This is a genomic window from Desulfovibrio piger, from assembly GCF_951793255.1.
In the GTDB taxonomy this organism is placed as follows: Bacteria; Desulfobacterota; Desulfovibrionia; order Desulfovibrionales; family Desulfovibrionaceae; genus Desulfovibrio.
Genome location: NZ_OX636706.1, coordinates 2821686 through 2835572, shown reverse-complemented (window position 1 = coordinate 2835572; position 13887 = coordinate 2821686). Strand labels below are relative to the sequence as shown.

The 13887-nt window shown below is 63.5% G+C and carries 11 protein-coding genes; 8 read left to right on the top strand and 3 right to left on the bottom strand.

What is annotated here, in order from left to right; genetic code table 11:
- Window positions 1-7: 7 nt before the first annotated feature.
- Window positions 8-781, bottom strand: a complete 774-nt coding sequence (locus Q4I12_RS12680; protein ID WP_168934845.1) for an ABC transporter ATP-binding protein — start codon at window positions 779-781, stop codon at window positions 8-10.
- A 1-nt stretch (window position 782) separates the two neighbouring features.
- Window positions 783-1910, bottom strand: coding sequence for an MlaE family ABC transporter permease (locus Q4I12_RS12675; protein ID WP_204625316.1), 1128 nt, complete (start codon window positions 1908-1910; stop codon window positions 783-785).
- A gap of 100 nt (window positions 1911-2010) precedes the next feature.
- Here Q4I12_RS12675 and polA point away from each other — a divergent pair, with 100 nt between their 5' ends.
- From polA to Q4I12_RS12655, 4 genes are all read left to right on the top strand, one after another.
- Entirely contained in the window at window positions 2011-4770 is a 2760-nt protein-coding gene (gene polA, locus Q4I12_RS12670; protein ID WP_302261816.1) for a DNA polymerase I, read from the top strand.
- 507 nt (window positions 4771-5277) lie between these two features.
- Window positions 5278-5712: a 50S ribosomal protein L13 gene (gene rplM, locus Q4I12_RS12665; protein WP_072331677.1), complete on the top strand. Its 435-nt coding sequence runs from the start codon at window positions 5278-5280 to the stop codon at window positions 5710-5712.
- 12 nt (window positions 5713-5724) lie between these two features.
- A complete protein-coding gene (gene rpsI / locus Q4I12_RS12660) occupies window positions 5725-6117 on the top strand; it encodes a 30S ribosomal protein S9 (protein WP_006004313.1) in 393 nt (130 codons plus the stop codon).
- A 290-nt stretch (window positions 6118-6407) separates the two neighbouring features.
- The gene (locus Q4I12_RS12655; protein ID WP_297158649.1) at window positions 6408-8159 is read left to right on the top strand and encodes a YcaO-like family protein; all 1752 of its coding nucleotides are present in this window, start codon (window positions 6408-6410) and stop codon (window positions 8157-8159) included.
- Window positions 8160-8490: 331 nt separating this feature from the next.
- Here the strand turns inward: Q4I12_RS12655 and dsdC are convergent, their stop codons facing one another.
- On the bottom strand, window positions 8491-9486 hold the full coding sequence (gene dsdC / locus Q4I12_RS12650; RefSeq protein WP_168934850.1) for a DNA-binding transcriptional regulator DsdC: 996 nt from the start codon (window positions 9484-9486) through the stop codon (window positions 8491-8493).
- Window positions 9487-9944: 458 nt separating this feature from the next.
- Between dsdC and Q4I12_RS12645 the strand changes: the two genes are divergently transcribed.
- The 4 genes from Q4I12_RS12645 (at window position 9945) to Q4I12_RS12630 (ending at window position 13886) form a co-directional block, all read left to right on the top strand.
- Window positions 9945-11081, top strand: a complete 1137-nt coding sequence (locus Q4I12_RS12645; protein ID WP_302261813.1) for an ABC transporter substrate-binding protein — start codon at window positions 9945-9947, stop codon at window positions 11079-11081.
- A 95-nt stretch (window positions 11082-11176) separates the two neighbouring features.
- Window positions 11177-12070 carry a branched-chain amino acid ABC transporter permease gene (locus Q4I12_RS12640; RefSeq protein WP_006004323.1) on the top strand — a complete coding sequence of 298 codons (894 nt, stop codon included), beginning with the start codon at window positions 11177-11179 and terminating at the stop codon, window positions 12068-12070.
- Window positions 12070-13104, top strand: a complete 1035-nt coding sequence (locus Q4I12_RS12635; protein WP_168934852.1) for a branched-chain amino acid ABC transporter permease — start codon at window positions 12070-12072, stop codon at window positions 13102-13104. Before Q4I12_RS12640 ends, Q4I12_RS12635 begins: the two co-directional genes overlap by 1 nt.
- A complete protein-coding gene (locus Q4I12_RS12630) occupies window positions 13101-13886 on the top strand; it encodes an ABC transporter ATP-binding protein (RefSeq protein ID WP_302261810.1) in 786 nt (261 codons plus the stop codon). The genes Q4I12_RS12635 and Q4I12_RS12630 overlap by 4 nt, the downstream gene beginning before the upstream one ends.
- Window position 13887: the final 1 nt, after the last annotated feature.

Here is a 13887-nt window from a genome sequence, read left to right as displayed (position 1 = left end):
TGTGGGTTCAGTCCTGTTGTTGGGGGCCGCCCGCTTCGCCGCGCGTCAGGAAGCGCAGGGCCTGCAGCTCGGTGTGCGGGTCGCGCACCAGTTCGGAGGGGTTGCCCCGGGCAGTGACGCGCCGGGTCCGCACGTCGAGATAGATGCCGTTGCTGGCGATGGCGAAGATGCTGGCCAGCTCGTGGGAGACGATGACGAAGGTCGTGCCCAGGGCGTCGCGCAGCTCCAGGATCAGGTCGTCCAGCATGCGGGCGCTCACCGGGTCCAGACCGGCGGAAGGTTCGTCCAGAAAAAGGATCTCGGGATCGAGGGCCAGGGCCCGGGCCAGACCGGCCCGCTTGCGCATGCCGCCGCTGATCTCCGAAGGATAGTAGTCCTCGAAACCGGCCAGACCGGCCAGGGCCAGCTTGAGCGAGGCCTGCTCGCGGATCTCGTCGTCATCGAGGTCGGTGTACTGCTGCAGCGGCAGGCCTACGTTCTCGGCCAGGGTCATGGAGCTCCACAGGGCGCCGCCCTGGAAGAGGACGCCCGTACGCCGCAGGATGCGGCGGCGCTCTTTTTCGGTACAGGCCCAGATGTCCGTATCACCGTAGAGCACCTGGCCGCTCTGGGGTTGCTTGAGGCCCATGAGCGTGCGCAGGAGCGAGCTCTTGCCGCAGCCGGAACCGCCCATGATGAGGAAGATGTCATCGGCGGCCACATCGAAATTGACGTCACGCATGAGCACGAAGGAGCCGTAGCCCAGGGTCAGGTCGCGGACGCGCAGGCGGGGAGTGCTCATGTCAGATGCCCAGTACGTTGCAGATGATGGTGATGACGGCCGTGGCGATGATGATGCCCACGATGGACTGGACCACGGCCGTGGTGGTGGCCAGGCCCACGGCCTGGGCGCTGCGGCCGCAGCGGATGCCCTGATAGCAGCCCGCCAGGGCGATGATGATGCCGAACACCGTACCGTAGGCGATGCCGATGAGCCCGTGGACGAAGGAGACCATCTGCATGGTGGCGTTGAGGTATTCGGCGGAACTCAGCCCCAGCATGGAGACGCCCACCACATAGCCGCCCAGGATGCCCATGAGGTCGGCATAGACCGTGAGCAGGGGGACCATGAGCATCAGGGCCAGCATGCGCGGCAGCACCAGAAAATCTATGGGCGAGATGCCCAGGGTGGTCAGGGCGTCCACTTCCTCGTTGACCTGCATGGTGCCGATCATGGCCGCATAGGCGGCCCCCACGCGGCCGGACATGACCACGCCCACCATGACCGCGCCCATGACGCGCAACATGCCGATGCCCACCAGCCCGGCCACATAGATCTGGGCGCCGAACTGCGTCAGCTGCACTGCGCCCACAAAGGCCAGGATCAGACCGAACAGCAGGCTGGTGATGGAGATGATGGGCAGGGCGCGCACACCGCATTCGTACATGGCTTCTATAAAGTCCTGCATGCGCATGCCGGCGCGTCCCAGGATGAGACGCCAGATGGAAAGGGTCACATCGCCGAGGAATTCCAGAAAATCCGCACAGCGGGGCGGCAGGCCCATGACCGCTTCGCCCACCCGGGCGAAAAGCCCTTGCCGGTGGTCGCTGCGGGCGGCCCCTGCCTGGGCCGGGATGGCGAAGGCCAGGTGCAGCAGTCGTGCCAGTCCTGTGGGCAGGTCCTGGCTGATCTCGATCTGCGCGGCGCGGGCGGCCTTGTGCAGCTGGACGAGGAAGACCAGGAGGCTGCTGTCCCAGGCGTCGAGGGAGGCCGCCGCGAGGTGCAGCTGCCGGATGCCGGGGCCTCGCAGCTGCTGCAGGGCGTCGGCACACTGCGGCGGCCAGGGCGTATTGATGGCCCAGCTGCCGGAGACGGTGACCTGCAGGCGCTCTCCGGCCCTGTCCAGGTTTACTTGCGGACTTGTTTCCATCTCTATAGTATACGCGCAGGACAGAAGCTACGCAAGGAGGGAGGCCGCTCCCCCGCAGGCTTTTTCCCCTTTTTTGCTTACCCTACAACCCCGGATTGCCATGTCGCTGAAACAACGCCTCGGGCTTGCCGCAGAGCCCGTCTTTCTCATGGATGGCTCGGCCTTCATCTATCGCGGCTTTTTTGCCAACAGGAACATGCAGCGTTCCGACGGTTTCCCCACCAATTCCCTGGTAGTGGTCAGCCGCGTGCTGCTGCGCATCCTGCGCGAAGAGCGCCCCCGCTATTTCGCCTTCGTGCAGGACGGCAAGGGCCCCAACTTCCGGCACGAGATATTCCCCCTCTACAAGGCCAACCGCGATGCCACGCCCGAAGATCTGGTACGCCAGCTGGATCCCATCCTCCGCATGGTGCGGGCCCTGGGCCTGCGGCTGGAAGTCTCGCAGGGCTGCGAGGCCGACGACTGCATCGCCTCGCTGGCGGCGCGCTTCGCGGCGGAACATCCCGTCATCATCGTCAGCGGCGACAAGGACCTGAAACAGTGCCTGGGCCCCAACGTCTACATGTGGGACCCGGCCTCCAAGGAAGAAAAGCTGGTGAGCGAGGCCGATTTCACGGCAGAGAGCGGCGTGACGCCCGCCCAGTGGCCCGATGTGCAGGCCCTCATCGGGGATACCAGCGACAACATCCCCGGCGTGCCGGGCATCGGTCCCAAGACCGCGCGCCAGATCTTCTCCATCTGCCCCAGTCTTGAGGACATCCGCGACCATTTCGTCCTGCTGCCGCCCAAGATGCAGGCCAAACTGCAGGCGCATCTGGAAAACATGTTCACCTGGCGCGAGCTCACCACCCTGAGACGCGATTTCTGCCCCGGCGTCACGCTGGAGGACCTGCGCGTGCGGCCGCTGGATGCCGCCACCTGCGCCTTGCTCACGGAAGAGTTCGAGCTCTTCGCCCTGCGGCGCGAGCTGGCCGCCCTGGACCGTCTGCAGGCCGCCGAGGCCGACCTGCCCGAGGAGTTCCTGGATGCGGGCAGCATCCGTGAGGACGCACAGCCTGCAGCCGGGAAGAAGACGGCTGCGGAACAGGCCTCCCTGCCGCTGGCCCAGCCTGCCCGCAGCGGTCGTGCCACCAGCCAGATGAGCCTTTTGGACGCCATGCCGCAGGAATCCGCGCCCGCGCTGGATGACGTGTCGGCCCTGCCGGACTGCGGAGATGCCCGCGTGGCCCTGATCTGGGCCCACGGCGACCGCGAGGCCCCCTATCTGGCCGTGGAAGGCGCTGACGGCAGTTCTTTGGGAGAATGGCAGTGGAAAGGTCCTGTGGTGGAGCTGGCCCGGTGGCTGGCCCCTGCCCGCACCCTGGTGACGGCGGACCTCAAGGGCATGCTGACCTCCGCGCCCTGCTGGCAGTTCCTGGCCGGGCGGGCGGGGGACTGCATCGATCTGGGCGTGGCCGCCTATCTGCTGAACCCCGAAGAGAACGATTACGGCTGGCCCCGTCTTTCGGCCCGCTGGGGCGCCGTGCTGCGCCATGAACTGGAGAGCAGGGGCGAGACGGCCCCCGGCCCCGCGCGTCTGGGACTGGCCATGGCGCAGCTGTTCGAGCAGCGCATGGAAAAGGACGGCCTGCTGGAGCTGTTCCGGCGTCTGGAGATGCCCCTGCTGCCCGTGCTGGCAGGCATGGAACAGAGCGGGGTGGCCATCGACGCCGCGGCCTTCCGGGCCTTCCTCGACGATGTGCAGGGCCGGCTGGACCAGCTCACGGCCCATGTCTACGAGCTGGCGGGCACGCAGTTCAACATCCGCTCGGCCCAGCAGCTGGGCGATGTGCTGTTCAACGGGCTGGGCCTGCCCGCGCCGCGCAAGACCAAGGGCGGCCAGGCTTCCACCAGCCAGCAGACGCTGGAAAAACTGGCCGGGCAGCATCCGGTGGTGGACAGCATCCTGCAGTACCGCAAGCTGGAGAAGATGCGCTCCACCTATCTCGATCCCCTGCCGCGCCTGGTGGACCCGCAGGGCCGCATCCATACCACTTTCAACCAGAAGGCCACGGCTACGGGACGGCTCTCCTCCAGCAATCCCAACCTGCAGAACATCCCCGTGCGCGGGCCGCTGGGCAAGCGCATGCGCTCCTGCTTCATCGCCGGGCCGGGCCGCCTGCTGGTCTCGGCCGACTATTCGCAGGTGGAGCTGCGCGTGCTGGCCCATGTCTCGCAGGATCCGGCACTGCTGGAAGCCTTCCGCAACGGCGAGGACATCCACGCCCGCACGGCGGCCCTGGTCTATGACCTGCCGCCCGACCAGGTGAGCCCGGACCAGCGCCGCAATGCCAAGACCATCAACTTCGGCCTCATCTACGGCATGGGTGCCCAGAAACTGGCCCAGGAGCTCAAGATCAGCACCACGCAGGCCAAGGACTTCATCGCCCGTTACTTCGAGCGCCTGCAGGGCCTGAAGGAGTTTTACGAAGGCGTGGAGGCCTCGGCCCGCAAGCACGGCTTCGTGACCACTCTGGGCGGTCGCCGCCGTCTGCTGCCGGACATCAATTCCGCCAGCGGACAGGCTGCGGCCCTGGCCCGCCGTCAGGCCATCAATACCGTGATCCAGGGCTCGGCGGCGGACATCATCAAACTGGCCATGCTGGCCGTGGCCCGTGACGAGCGCCTGCGGGAGCTGGATGCCCGCCTGCTGCTGCAGGTGCACGACGAACTTTTGCTGGAAGTGCCCGCCGATGCCGCCGAAGAGGCCGGAGCCCTGGTGGCCCGCCTCATGCAGGATGTCTGCCCCGCAGGCAAGGAGCTTTCCGTGCCGCTGCTGGTGGACTGGGGCACCGGTCACGACTGGGGCGCGGCGCATTAAGTTGCCGACATGGAGGCACCTGTTTGGGAGAAGGGGGGACTCGTGTGAATCGGGGCCCCTTTCTCCCAGATTTTTTCCCGCGTGGGCTTGGGAAACGGCCGGAGCATGCAGTTCTTTCCGCGTTTTTCCCGTTCGTATCCGCGAGCCCAAAAGGGCAGGGGAACGGTGCCTTTTGAGGGCAGCCTGTCCGGCTTTTGGGCAGCAGCTGCTGGCCCCGTAAAAGCGGGTCGCAAAATACCAATATTTTCAAATGGTTTTTGTCTTGGTACAAATTTTTGGCAAAAAAAGGATGACAGCCGGAGCATTTTGATATACACCAACCCGCAGCCGTCTGGAATACGGCACAAATTTGGCATTCCGTCGTGAATGCTTGACAAGTTGTGCGCTTTGCGATAAAGAGCGCTTTCTTTGTGAGCGATACTGTCGTCACCCGTTAGGCGGCACGTCGCAGACGGATTTTCCGCCGCTTGATGGCTACTGAGATAAGTAGATGAGGAGTTCATCCCGATGAAGACGTTCAGCCCCACCCCGAAAGACATCAACCACGAATGGTTTGTGGTTGACGCCCAGGATCAGGTGCTGGGTCGTCTGGCCAGCCAGATCGCCCACCGCCTGCGCGGCAAGCATAAGCCCGAATTTGCCCGTCACATGGACAACGGCGACTTTATCGTCGTGGTCAACTGCGAAAAGATCAAGGTGACCGGCACCAAGATGGCCCACAAGAACTACTATCGCCACTCCGGTTGGGTGGGCGGTCTGAAGACCACCTCCCTGGGCGATATGCTGGCTTCCAAGCCCGAGCGCGTGCTCATGGCCGCTGTGCGTGGCATGCTGCCCAAGAACCGTCTGGGCCGCGCCATGCTGAAGAAGCTCAAGATTTACGCGGGTCCCGAACACCCGCACACGGCTCAGAACCCGCAGCCGCTGACCCTGCCTTACTAAGGAGCGCACGTCATGAGCGACAAATTCGAATACGGCACCGGCCGCCGCAAGACCGCCACTGCCCGCACCCGCGTCTACGCTGGCTCCGGCAACATCACGGTGAACGGTCGTGCCTTTGAAGATTACTTCCCCCGCAAGACCCTGCAGATGATCATCCGTCAGCCCCTCGTGCTGTCCAAGCTGGCTGAAAAGCTGGACGTGCGCGTCAACGTGGCTGGCGGCGGCGTGGCCGGTCAGGCCGAAGCCGTGCGTCACGGTATTTCCCGCGCCCTGCTGCTGGTGGATCCCGCCCTTCGTCCTATCCTGAAGAAGGCCGGCTTCCTGACCCGCGATGCGCGTAAGAAGGAACGCAAAAAGTACGGTCTGCGCGCTGCCCGCGCTCGTTACCAGTACTCGAAGCGTTAATCCGCACTCCGGATTACGGAACCTCAAGGGGTGGGCCATTGTTGGCCCACCCCTTTTCTGTTATCTTCCGCCCGTCCTGTCCCGGGGAGAGGGGCGGCCGTGTCCGTCGCTTCACGGTCTTGCCGCCTCTGTCTCCTGCCGTTGTGTCCGTGCCCCTGCCTTCCTGCAGGGCCGTATCGGCATCCCCCATCCCGCCTTGGCGGCGGATGACGGGCCGGTCGCGCCTCCGGCGTTGGGCCGCACGCCCCGGGATGTTGTCGCCATCTTTTTGCCATGAGGTTTTCCACGCCATGCCCGTGATCCCCGAAGGCATCGCCTATGCCTATACCCACGAGACGACCCAGGCCACGACCGGCTATTTTTCCTGCCAGCCGCCCGCATCCCTGACCCTGCCCCAGGCGCTGGCCCGTCTGGAGGCCACGCCCTTCGATGATTTTTTGCGCCAGCATTGCCTGCGCCAGCTGAGCCGCCGTTCGCCGGAGGAGATCAAAAATCTGGCCGATGAACTGTACGACCGCGAGACGGACAGTTTCCGGCGCATGGGGCTTGCCGGCCTGCTGCTGGAGTGCTCGCTGCTGGTGCCCGAGCTGGCCCATTGCTGCGATGGCTTCCCCGAAGATGCCCTGCAGCGGCTGACGCTGTCCTCCTCCCTGATCTATCTGCGCGCTGCCAGCCGGAAGGACTTTGGCCTCATGCAGGCCTGGAGCGCCCATTTTGCCGACAACATCGCCCGGCACCACATGCTGCCGCACTGGGAAGAACTGGAGCTGGAACTGCCCTACAGTGAAGAAGAGCTGGAGGTCTGCCGCGAAGGCCTGCGGGCCCGGGCCGGGATGCTGGAGCGGGAACACGCCCGCATGCAGGCGGAAGACCTGCCGCGCCTTGAGCGCCGTCCGGCACAGGAGACCTACGAGCAGGCCGTCAATGCTTTGCTGGAGAACGACGTTCTGGCCGGGCAGGAGATGCGTCATCAGGCTTCGCTGTCTCCCATCGCGCTGCTGCGCTCCTGGAAGGTGGATCTGGCCGTGGATTGCGGCCGTATGCGTCACAGCCTGCGCGGCGAGGCCACGGCCTACGGGCGCGGTCTTTCCCTGGCTGCGGCCCGGGCCTCCTACGCCATGGAGATCGTGGAACGGGCCAGCAGCTATGTGAGCGTGGCCCGTACCGGCGAGCACACCTTCGAGGTGACGAACCGCCGCCGGCCCATGCCGCTGGTCCATGCTTCCTGCGCCAAGCTGCGGTCCCAGGGCAAGGATTTCCTGCCCCTGTCCTCCCTGCCGCTGGAAACGCCTTTCGAGGACTATGTGCCCCTGTACTGGCTGGAGGCCCGCGATCCTGAGGGCAAGACCGTGCTGGTGCCCGCGCAGGCGGTCTTTCTGTTCTGCAATCTGGACGAGCAGTCCCTGTTCCTGGCCGGTGGCTCCACGGGCCTGGCCTCCGGCAATACCGAGGCCGAAGCCCGGCTGGCGGCGCTCACGGAGATCGTGGAGCGTGACGCCGAGGCCACCACGCCCTTCAGCCGTGAGGGCTGCTTCGTGCTCAAGAGCCGCGACGAACGTTTGCAGGCCCTGCTGGACGATTACGCGGCCCGCGGCATCCAGATCCAGTTCCAGGACATCACCACGGAGCTGGGCGTGCCGGTCTACCGCTGCTTCGTCATGAGCCGTCGCGGCGAGGTGGCACAGGCCACGGGCGCCAACCTGTGCGGCAGCCGGGCCGCGCTGGCGGCCCTGACCGAAGTGCCCTGGCCCTATCCGTATGGCGAACCGACGGGGCCCGCTCTGGGCGGCCTGCCGGTGCGCTGGCTGGAAGATCTGCCCGACTACAGTCTGCCGTCGGCCGAAGCTTCCTGCAAGCTGCTGGAAAAGACGCTGTGCGCCCAGGGCCGTACGCCCCTGTATGTGGACATCTCCCGCAAGGATCTGGACATGCCTGTGGTGCGTGCCCTGGTCCCCGGTCTGGAGCTCACCGCCGACTTCGACCGCTTCTCCCGCCCCTCGCTGCGCCTTCTGGCCCGTTACACGGCCCGCTGGCAGAAGTAGGAATCTGAACGGGGGAGGAGCCCCTTTTGCTTGCGGCAAAAAGTGGGTTCCTCCCCCATGCCCCTTCCTTCCCCAAAACCCGCCATACGGGGAGGCACCGCATTCTGGAAGCATAGCCTCCGGGATGAGTGAGCCGGGAGATGATTGTTGAATGATGCGGGAAGTGCTTATCAGCGCTCATCCCGCGGCCACAAAAAAAGGACGCCTTGGCGTCCTTTTTTTGTGGCCTGATAAAAGTTTTTGGGAGGAAAGAGGGGAGCGCGAGGGGGGGAAAGGAGGACCTTTTTCCAAAAAGGTCTCCATTCCCCCCTCGTTCAAATGTCTCTTCCTGCTAGGCGTGCATCAGGCGGGCAAGAGCCGCATTGCTCTGCTGGCCTTTTTCTTCCAGCCAGTCCAGGAAGCCCTGGAGCTTGGGGGAAGGATTGGTATGACGGGGCCAGGCGGCGTAGTAGGAGCGGAACGCCGTGGTGGGCGGCAGGTCGGGGAAGGGGGTGACCAGTTTTTGTTCCGCCAGCAGGGGAGCGATGAGGCTGCAGCGCCCCAGAGCCACACCCAGGCCGTGGCTGGCGGCCACGGAAGCCCCGTAGGTATGGTCGAAGGTGACGAAGTTCAGGCAGTTGGAGATGTCCACATGGTTCCTGTCGGCCCATTCCTGCCATTCGGCCGTGGTGGCGGCATAATGCCAGGCGGCGGAGTCATGGAGCAGGGTGCAGGCGGGCAGGTTCTCGGGATGGCCTATCAGGTCGTGCTTTTGCGCGTACTCGGGGGAGCAGACGGGCAGGGTGGCCTCGTCCATGAACTTGCGCGAGGTCAGGCCGCTGACGTGGCTCTCGGCATAATACAGGGCCACGTCCACCGTGGAGTCCCCGTGGAAATCTATGGGAGCGTTGCCGGTACGTACATGCAGCTGCATGGAGGGGTAGCGCTGCTGGAAGTCGCTCAGCTGGGGGATGAGCCAGGCCAGGGCCAGGCTGGGGGCGGCATAGATGGTCAGGGAGCTGAAGTCGTCCTGCAGCAGCTGGGTGATCTCCTCATAGATCTTCTGGAAAGCATTGAGGTAGACGTCGCGCAGGCGCTCGCCCTCCGGTGTCAGGGAGACGGCGCGGGTCAGGCGGTTGAACAGCGGGAAGCCCAGCTCCTTTTCCAGGCGGGCGATACGGTGGCTGACAGCGCCGGAGGTCAGGCCAAGATGCCGGGCCGCGGCCTTGAAGCTCATGTAACGGGCCGCGATGGCGAAGGTCTTGATGTTGATGAGGCTGGCGTCATCGTTGAGGACGCGGGCGATGCTGCGGGAACGCTGACGGTTTTTGCTGTCGGGAAGCGTCACATTGTCTCCTTGGAGATCCCGCCCGAAAGGGCAGGGGATGCGGACAGATATATGTCGAGAAGGGGATATTCCTTTCTTCATGGGCTTTCGTCAATACGGACAGGGCCGCCGGCGCAGGAGGATACGGGGCAGAGATGAGATTTATTCAACCATGGAGCACTATGGGGGATTGTTTAAAAAATAATGTTATTACAATATGTTATGTGTAATAAAAAATCAAAACGCAAATTATCGAAAAAAGGCCTTGGCGCTTGGCGTGAAAGAGGATAAATTTTTTCAACTGCGGATGAACCATTTTGCATGAGGCCATGCGCAGGGATTGTTCGGCTTGGGGTTTATGGCCAAATTCAACCGGCAAATTGCGCAATGGGGGGATTTGGTGTATCTCAACAGGAATAGCCCTGGAAAAGGATCACCGGGGCGAGCTCTTTCACCCTCCAAGACCTGGGAGATGATTTATGAAACTGGGCAAATTCGTTGGCTTGGCGCTGATGGCTCTGACCCTGGGGCTGGCCGGCCAGTCCCTGGCTGCTGAATCCATCAAGATCGGCGTGTACCTGCCCCTGACCGGTCAGAATGCCTTTGGCGGCCAGCTCGAGCTGGAAGGTGTGCAGCTGGCTCTGAAGGACATGCCTGAAGTGCTGGGCCGCCCCATTGAACTGGTTGTGGTGGACAACAAGTCCGACAAGGTGGAAGCCGCCAACGCCGTCAAGCGCCTGGTGGAACGCGACAAGGTCGTGGCCCTGATCGGTACCTACGGTTCCTCTCTGGCCATGGCCGGTGCTGAAGTGGCCGAAAAGGCCAAGGTGCCCGGCGTGGGTACCTCCTGCACCAGCCCTCTGGTGACCCAGGGCAAGAAGTACTACTTCCGCGCCTGCTTCATCGACCCCTATCAGGGTGCCGCTGCCGCCACCTATGCCTATGAGAACCTGGGCCTGCGCAAGGCCGCCGTGCTCATGGACATGACCAACGACTACGCCGTGGGTCTGTCCAGCTTCTTCACCCGCTCCTTCAAGAAGCTGGGTGGCGAAGTGGTGGCCAACCTCAAGTACAGCTCCGGTGACCAGGACTTCACTGCCCAGCTCACCGACCTGATCGCCAAAAAGCCCGAGATCGTCTTCATGCCCGCCTACTTCGCTGAAGGCGCCATCATCATGAAGCAGGCCCGCGAACTGGGCGCCACCTTCCGCCTGATGGGCGCCGACGCCATGGACAACCCCGACACCGTGAAGCTGGCCGGCAAGGCTGCGGAAGGCTTCCTGCACACCACCTTCCCCTACGATGCCAAAATGCCCAACATGAGCGCCGAAGCCAAAAAGTTCACCGAAGCCTGGAACAAGGCCTATCCTGAAAAGGAAACCAACGTGAACGGCGCCCTGGGTTACAACTGTCTGTTCCTGATCGTTGACGCCATCAAGCGCGCCAACTCCGCCGAACCCGCCGCCATCACCAAGGCCCTGGCCGCGACCAAGAACCTGGTGACCCCGCTGGGTACCCTGACCATCAATGCCAGCCACGACGCCGAAATGCCCGTGGGTATCATTGAGTACAAGGACGGCAAGCGCGTTTATCTGACCGAAGTCACTCCCAAGTAAGGGAATCCGTCTGTTCACGGCGGGGCTCCGACGGGCCCCGCCGTTCCGTCTTCGCGCCCCTTCGGGCGGGATAAAGCTTATTTCCAGGTGGCCCCATGACCCTTGACATGTTTTTGCAGCACTGTTTCAACGCCTTGACGCTAGGCTCGCTCTACGCGCTGATCGCCATTGGCTATACCATGGTCTACGGCATTCTGCGCCTGATCAACTTTGCCCACGGCGATATCTTGATGGTCGGGGCTTACTTCGTCTTTTTCGGTACTTTCGCCTATGGCTGGCCCTGGGGTGTGGCCGCCATCATCGCCATCCTCGGCGCCAGCGTGCTGGGTGTGGTGGTGGAACGCGTGGCCTACCGGCCCTTGCGTGACGCGCCCAGAATTTCGGCGCTCATCAGCGCCATCGCCGTTTCCTTCTTCATCGAAAGTCTGGCCGTGGTGGTCTTCACCGGCCAGCCCCGGCCCGTGCTGCAGCCCGACTGGCTGCTCTCGGTCTGGCAGTTCGGTGATGTGCGCATCCTCAAACTCACGGCCTTCGTGCCGGTCATGACCATCGTGCTGGTGGCGCTCCTGCTCTACATCGTGCACCACACCAAGCCCGGCCTGGCCATGCGCGCCATCTCCAAGGATATCGAGACCACGCGTCTTCTGGGGGTGCGGGTGGACAACATCATCGCCTTCACCTTCTTCATCGGTTCCGCCCTGGCTGCCGCGTCGGGCATCATGTGGGCCCTGCGCTATCCGCAGGTGCACCCCTACATGGGCATCATGCCCGGCCTCAAGGCCTTCATCGCGGCCGTGTTCGGCGGCATCGGCTCCATCCCCGGCGCCGTTATCGGTGGCGTGGCCCTGGGCTTTGTGGAAATCATGACCGTGGCCTTCATGCCGGAGCTTTCGGGCTTCCGTGATGCCTTCGCCTTCATCCTGCTGGTGCTGGTGCTTGTGTTCAAGCCCACGGGCCTGCTGGGCGAGCGCATGGAGGAGAAGATCTAATGCGCTTCAATCAAACGACCCTGCTCAACATCGCGCTTATCGTCATCTTCGGTCTGGCCCTGACCCAGGCCGAGGCCTATATGGGCGACTATCAGATCTACATCCTCAAACTGATCTTCATCAACGCCATCCTGGCCCTGTCGCTCAACCTGATCTATGGCTTCACCGGCCTGTTCTCGCTGGGCCATGCCGGCTTCATGGCCATCGGCGCCTATGTGGGTGCCCTGTGTACCCTGCTGCCGGAACAGAAAGAGATCATGTGGATCCTGGATCCCATCATCTGGCCTTTCTCCGTGCTGCATACGCCCTTCTGGGTGGCGGTCATCGCCGGCGGCCTGGTGGCCATGATCTTCGCCTTCATCATCGCCGTGCCCGTGCTGCGGCTGGGTGACGACTACCTGGGTATCGCCACCCTGGGCTTCGCCGAGATCATCCGCGTGGTCATCGTCAACGCCACGTCCATCACCAACGGTTCGCTGGGCATCAAGGGCATCCCCGGCGAGGCGACCCTGCTGACCTGTTACATCTGGACAGTCATCACGCTGGTGGTGCTGTCACGGCTCATATTCAGCAATTTCGGCAACGTATTGCGCTGCATACGCGATAACGAGATCGCCGCGGGCGTCATGGGCATCAACGTGTTCCGCTACAAAGTGCTCTCCTTCTGCGTGGGGGCCTTCTTCGCGGGCGTGGGCGGCGCGCTGCTGGGCAGCCACCTGTCCACCATCGACCCCAAGATGTTCAACTTCCTGCTGACCTTCAACGTGCTGATGTTCGTGGTGGCCGGCGGCCTGGGCTCGCTGACCGGCAGCCTGCTGGGCGCCACCATCGTCACCATCCTGCTGGAATGGCTGCGCGCCATCGAGGAGCCCATGGACTTCGGCGTGTTCGAGATCCCGGGCATCCCCGGCATGCGCATGGTGGTCTTCTCGCTCATCCTGCTGGCCATCATTTTGTTCCGGCGTGAGGGCATCATGGGCACCCGTGAGATCACCTGGAAAACCATCTTTTCGCTGGGGAGGCGCAAGGCATGAGTGCAAGCAAAGTCCAGCCCATCCTGACGGCTGAAAACGTGACCATGCGCTTTGGCGGCGTGACGGCCGTCAGCGACCTTTCCCTGAAGGTGGACGAGGGCAGCATCGTGGGCGTCATCGGTCCCAACGGTGCGGGCAAGACCACCCTGTTCAACGTGCTGAGCGGTTTCTATACGCCGCAGGAAGGCGACGTGCGCTTTGCGGGCAAGAGCATCCGCGGCCGCAAGCCGTTCGAGATCTGTCGCATGGGCATGGCCCGTACCTTCCAGAACATCCGTCTTTCGCCGCACATGAGCGTGCTGGAGAACGTGATGGTGGGCTGTCATGTGCGCCGCCGCTGCCCCTGGTGGATGGCGCCGCTGGGCCTGCCCATGTATTACAAGGAAGAAAAGGCCATCACGGACAAGGCCCGCGACCTGGTGGAGCATCTGAACCTGGCCGAATACATGGACGAGAAGGCGGGCAGCCTGCCTTACGGGGCGCAGCGCCGCCTGGAGATCGCCCGTGCCTTGGCCACGGAACCGCGTCTGCTCCTGCTGGACGAACCCGCCGCCGGCATGAACCCGCAGGAAAGTATCGAGCTCATGCACTTCATCCAGGCCATCCGTGACCATTTCGACCTGACCATCCTGCTTATCGAGCATGACATGAAGGTGGTCATGGGCGTGTGCCAGTACATCTGGGTGATGGAATACGGTGCGCTTATCGCACACGGCGACCCGGACGCCATTCGCAGCAATCCCGAGGTCATCCGGGCCTATCTGGGCGAGGACGTGGTGTAGT

What these genes read in the sequence shown, in the direction of transcription:
- Q4I12_RS12630 (WP_302261810.1), top strand. Translation starts at nt 13,101, where the DNA reads ATGAGTGCAAGCAAAGTCCAGCCCATCCTGACGGCTGAAAACGTGACC.
- Q4I12_RS12675 (WP_204625316.1), bottom strand. Translation starts at nt 1,910, where the DNA reads ATGGAAACAAGTCCGCAAGTAAACCTGGACAGGGCCGGAGAGCGCCTG.
- rplM (WP_072331677.1), top strand. Translation starts at nt 5,278, where the DNA reads ATGAAGACGTTCAGCCCCACCCCGAAAGACATCAACCACGAATGGTTT.
- Q4I12_RS12640 (WP_006004323.1), top strand. Translation starts at nt 11,177, where the DNA reads ATGACCCTTGACATGTTTTTGCAGCACTGTTTCAACGCCTTGACGCTA.
- Q4I12_RS12645 (WP_302261813.1), top strand. Translation starts at nt 9,945, where the DNA reads ATGAAACTGGGCAAATTCGTTGGCTTGGCGCTGATGGCTCTGACCCTG.
- rpsI (WP_006004313.1), top strand. Translation starts at nt 5,725, where the DNA reads ATGAGCGACAAATTCGAATACGGCACCGGCCGCCGCAAGACCGCCACT.
- Q4I12_RS12635 (WP_168934852.1), top strand. Translation starts at nt 12,070, where the DNA reads ATGCGCTTCAATCAAACGACCCTGCTCAACATCGCGCTTATCGTCATC.
- Q4I12_RS12655 (WP_297158649.1), top strand. Translation starts at nt 6,408, where the DNA reads ATGCCCGTGATCCCCGAAGGCATCGCCTATGCCTATACCCACGAGACG.
- polA (WP_302261816.1), top strand. Translation starts at nt 2,011, where the DNA reads ATGTCGCTGAAACAACGCCTCGGGCTTGCCGCAGAGCCCGTCTTTCTC.
- Q4I12_RS12680 (WP_168934845.1), bottom strand. Translation starts at nt 781, where the DNA reads ATGAGCACTCCCCGCCTGCGCGTCCGCGACCTGACCCTGGGCTACGGC.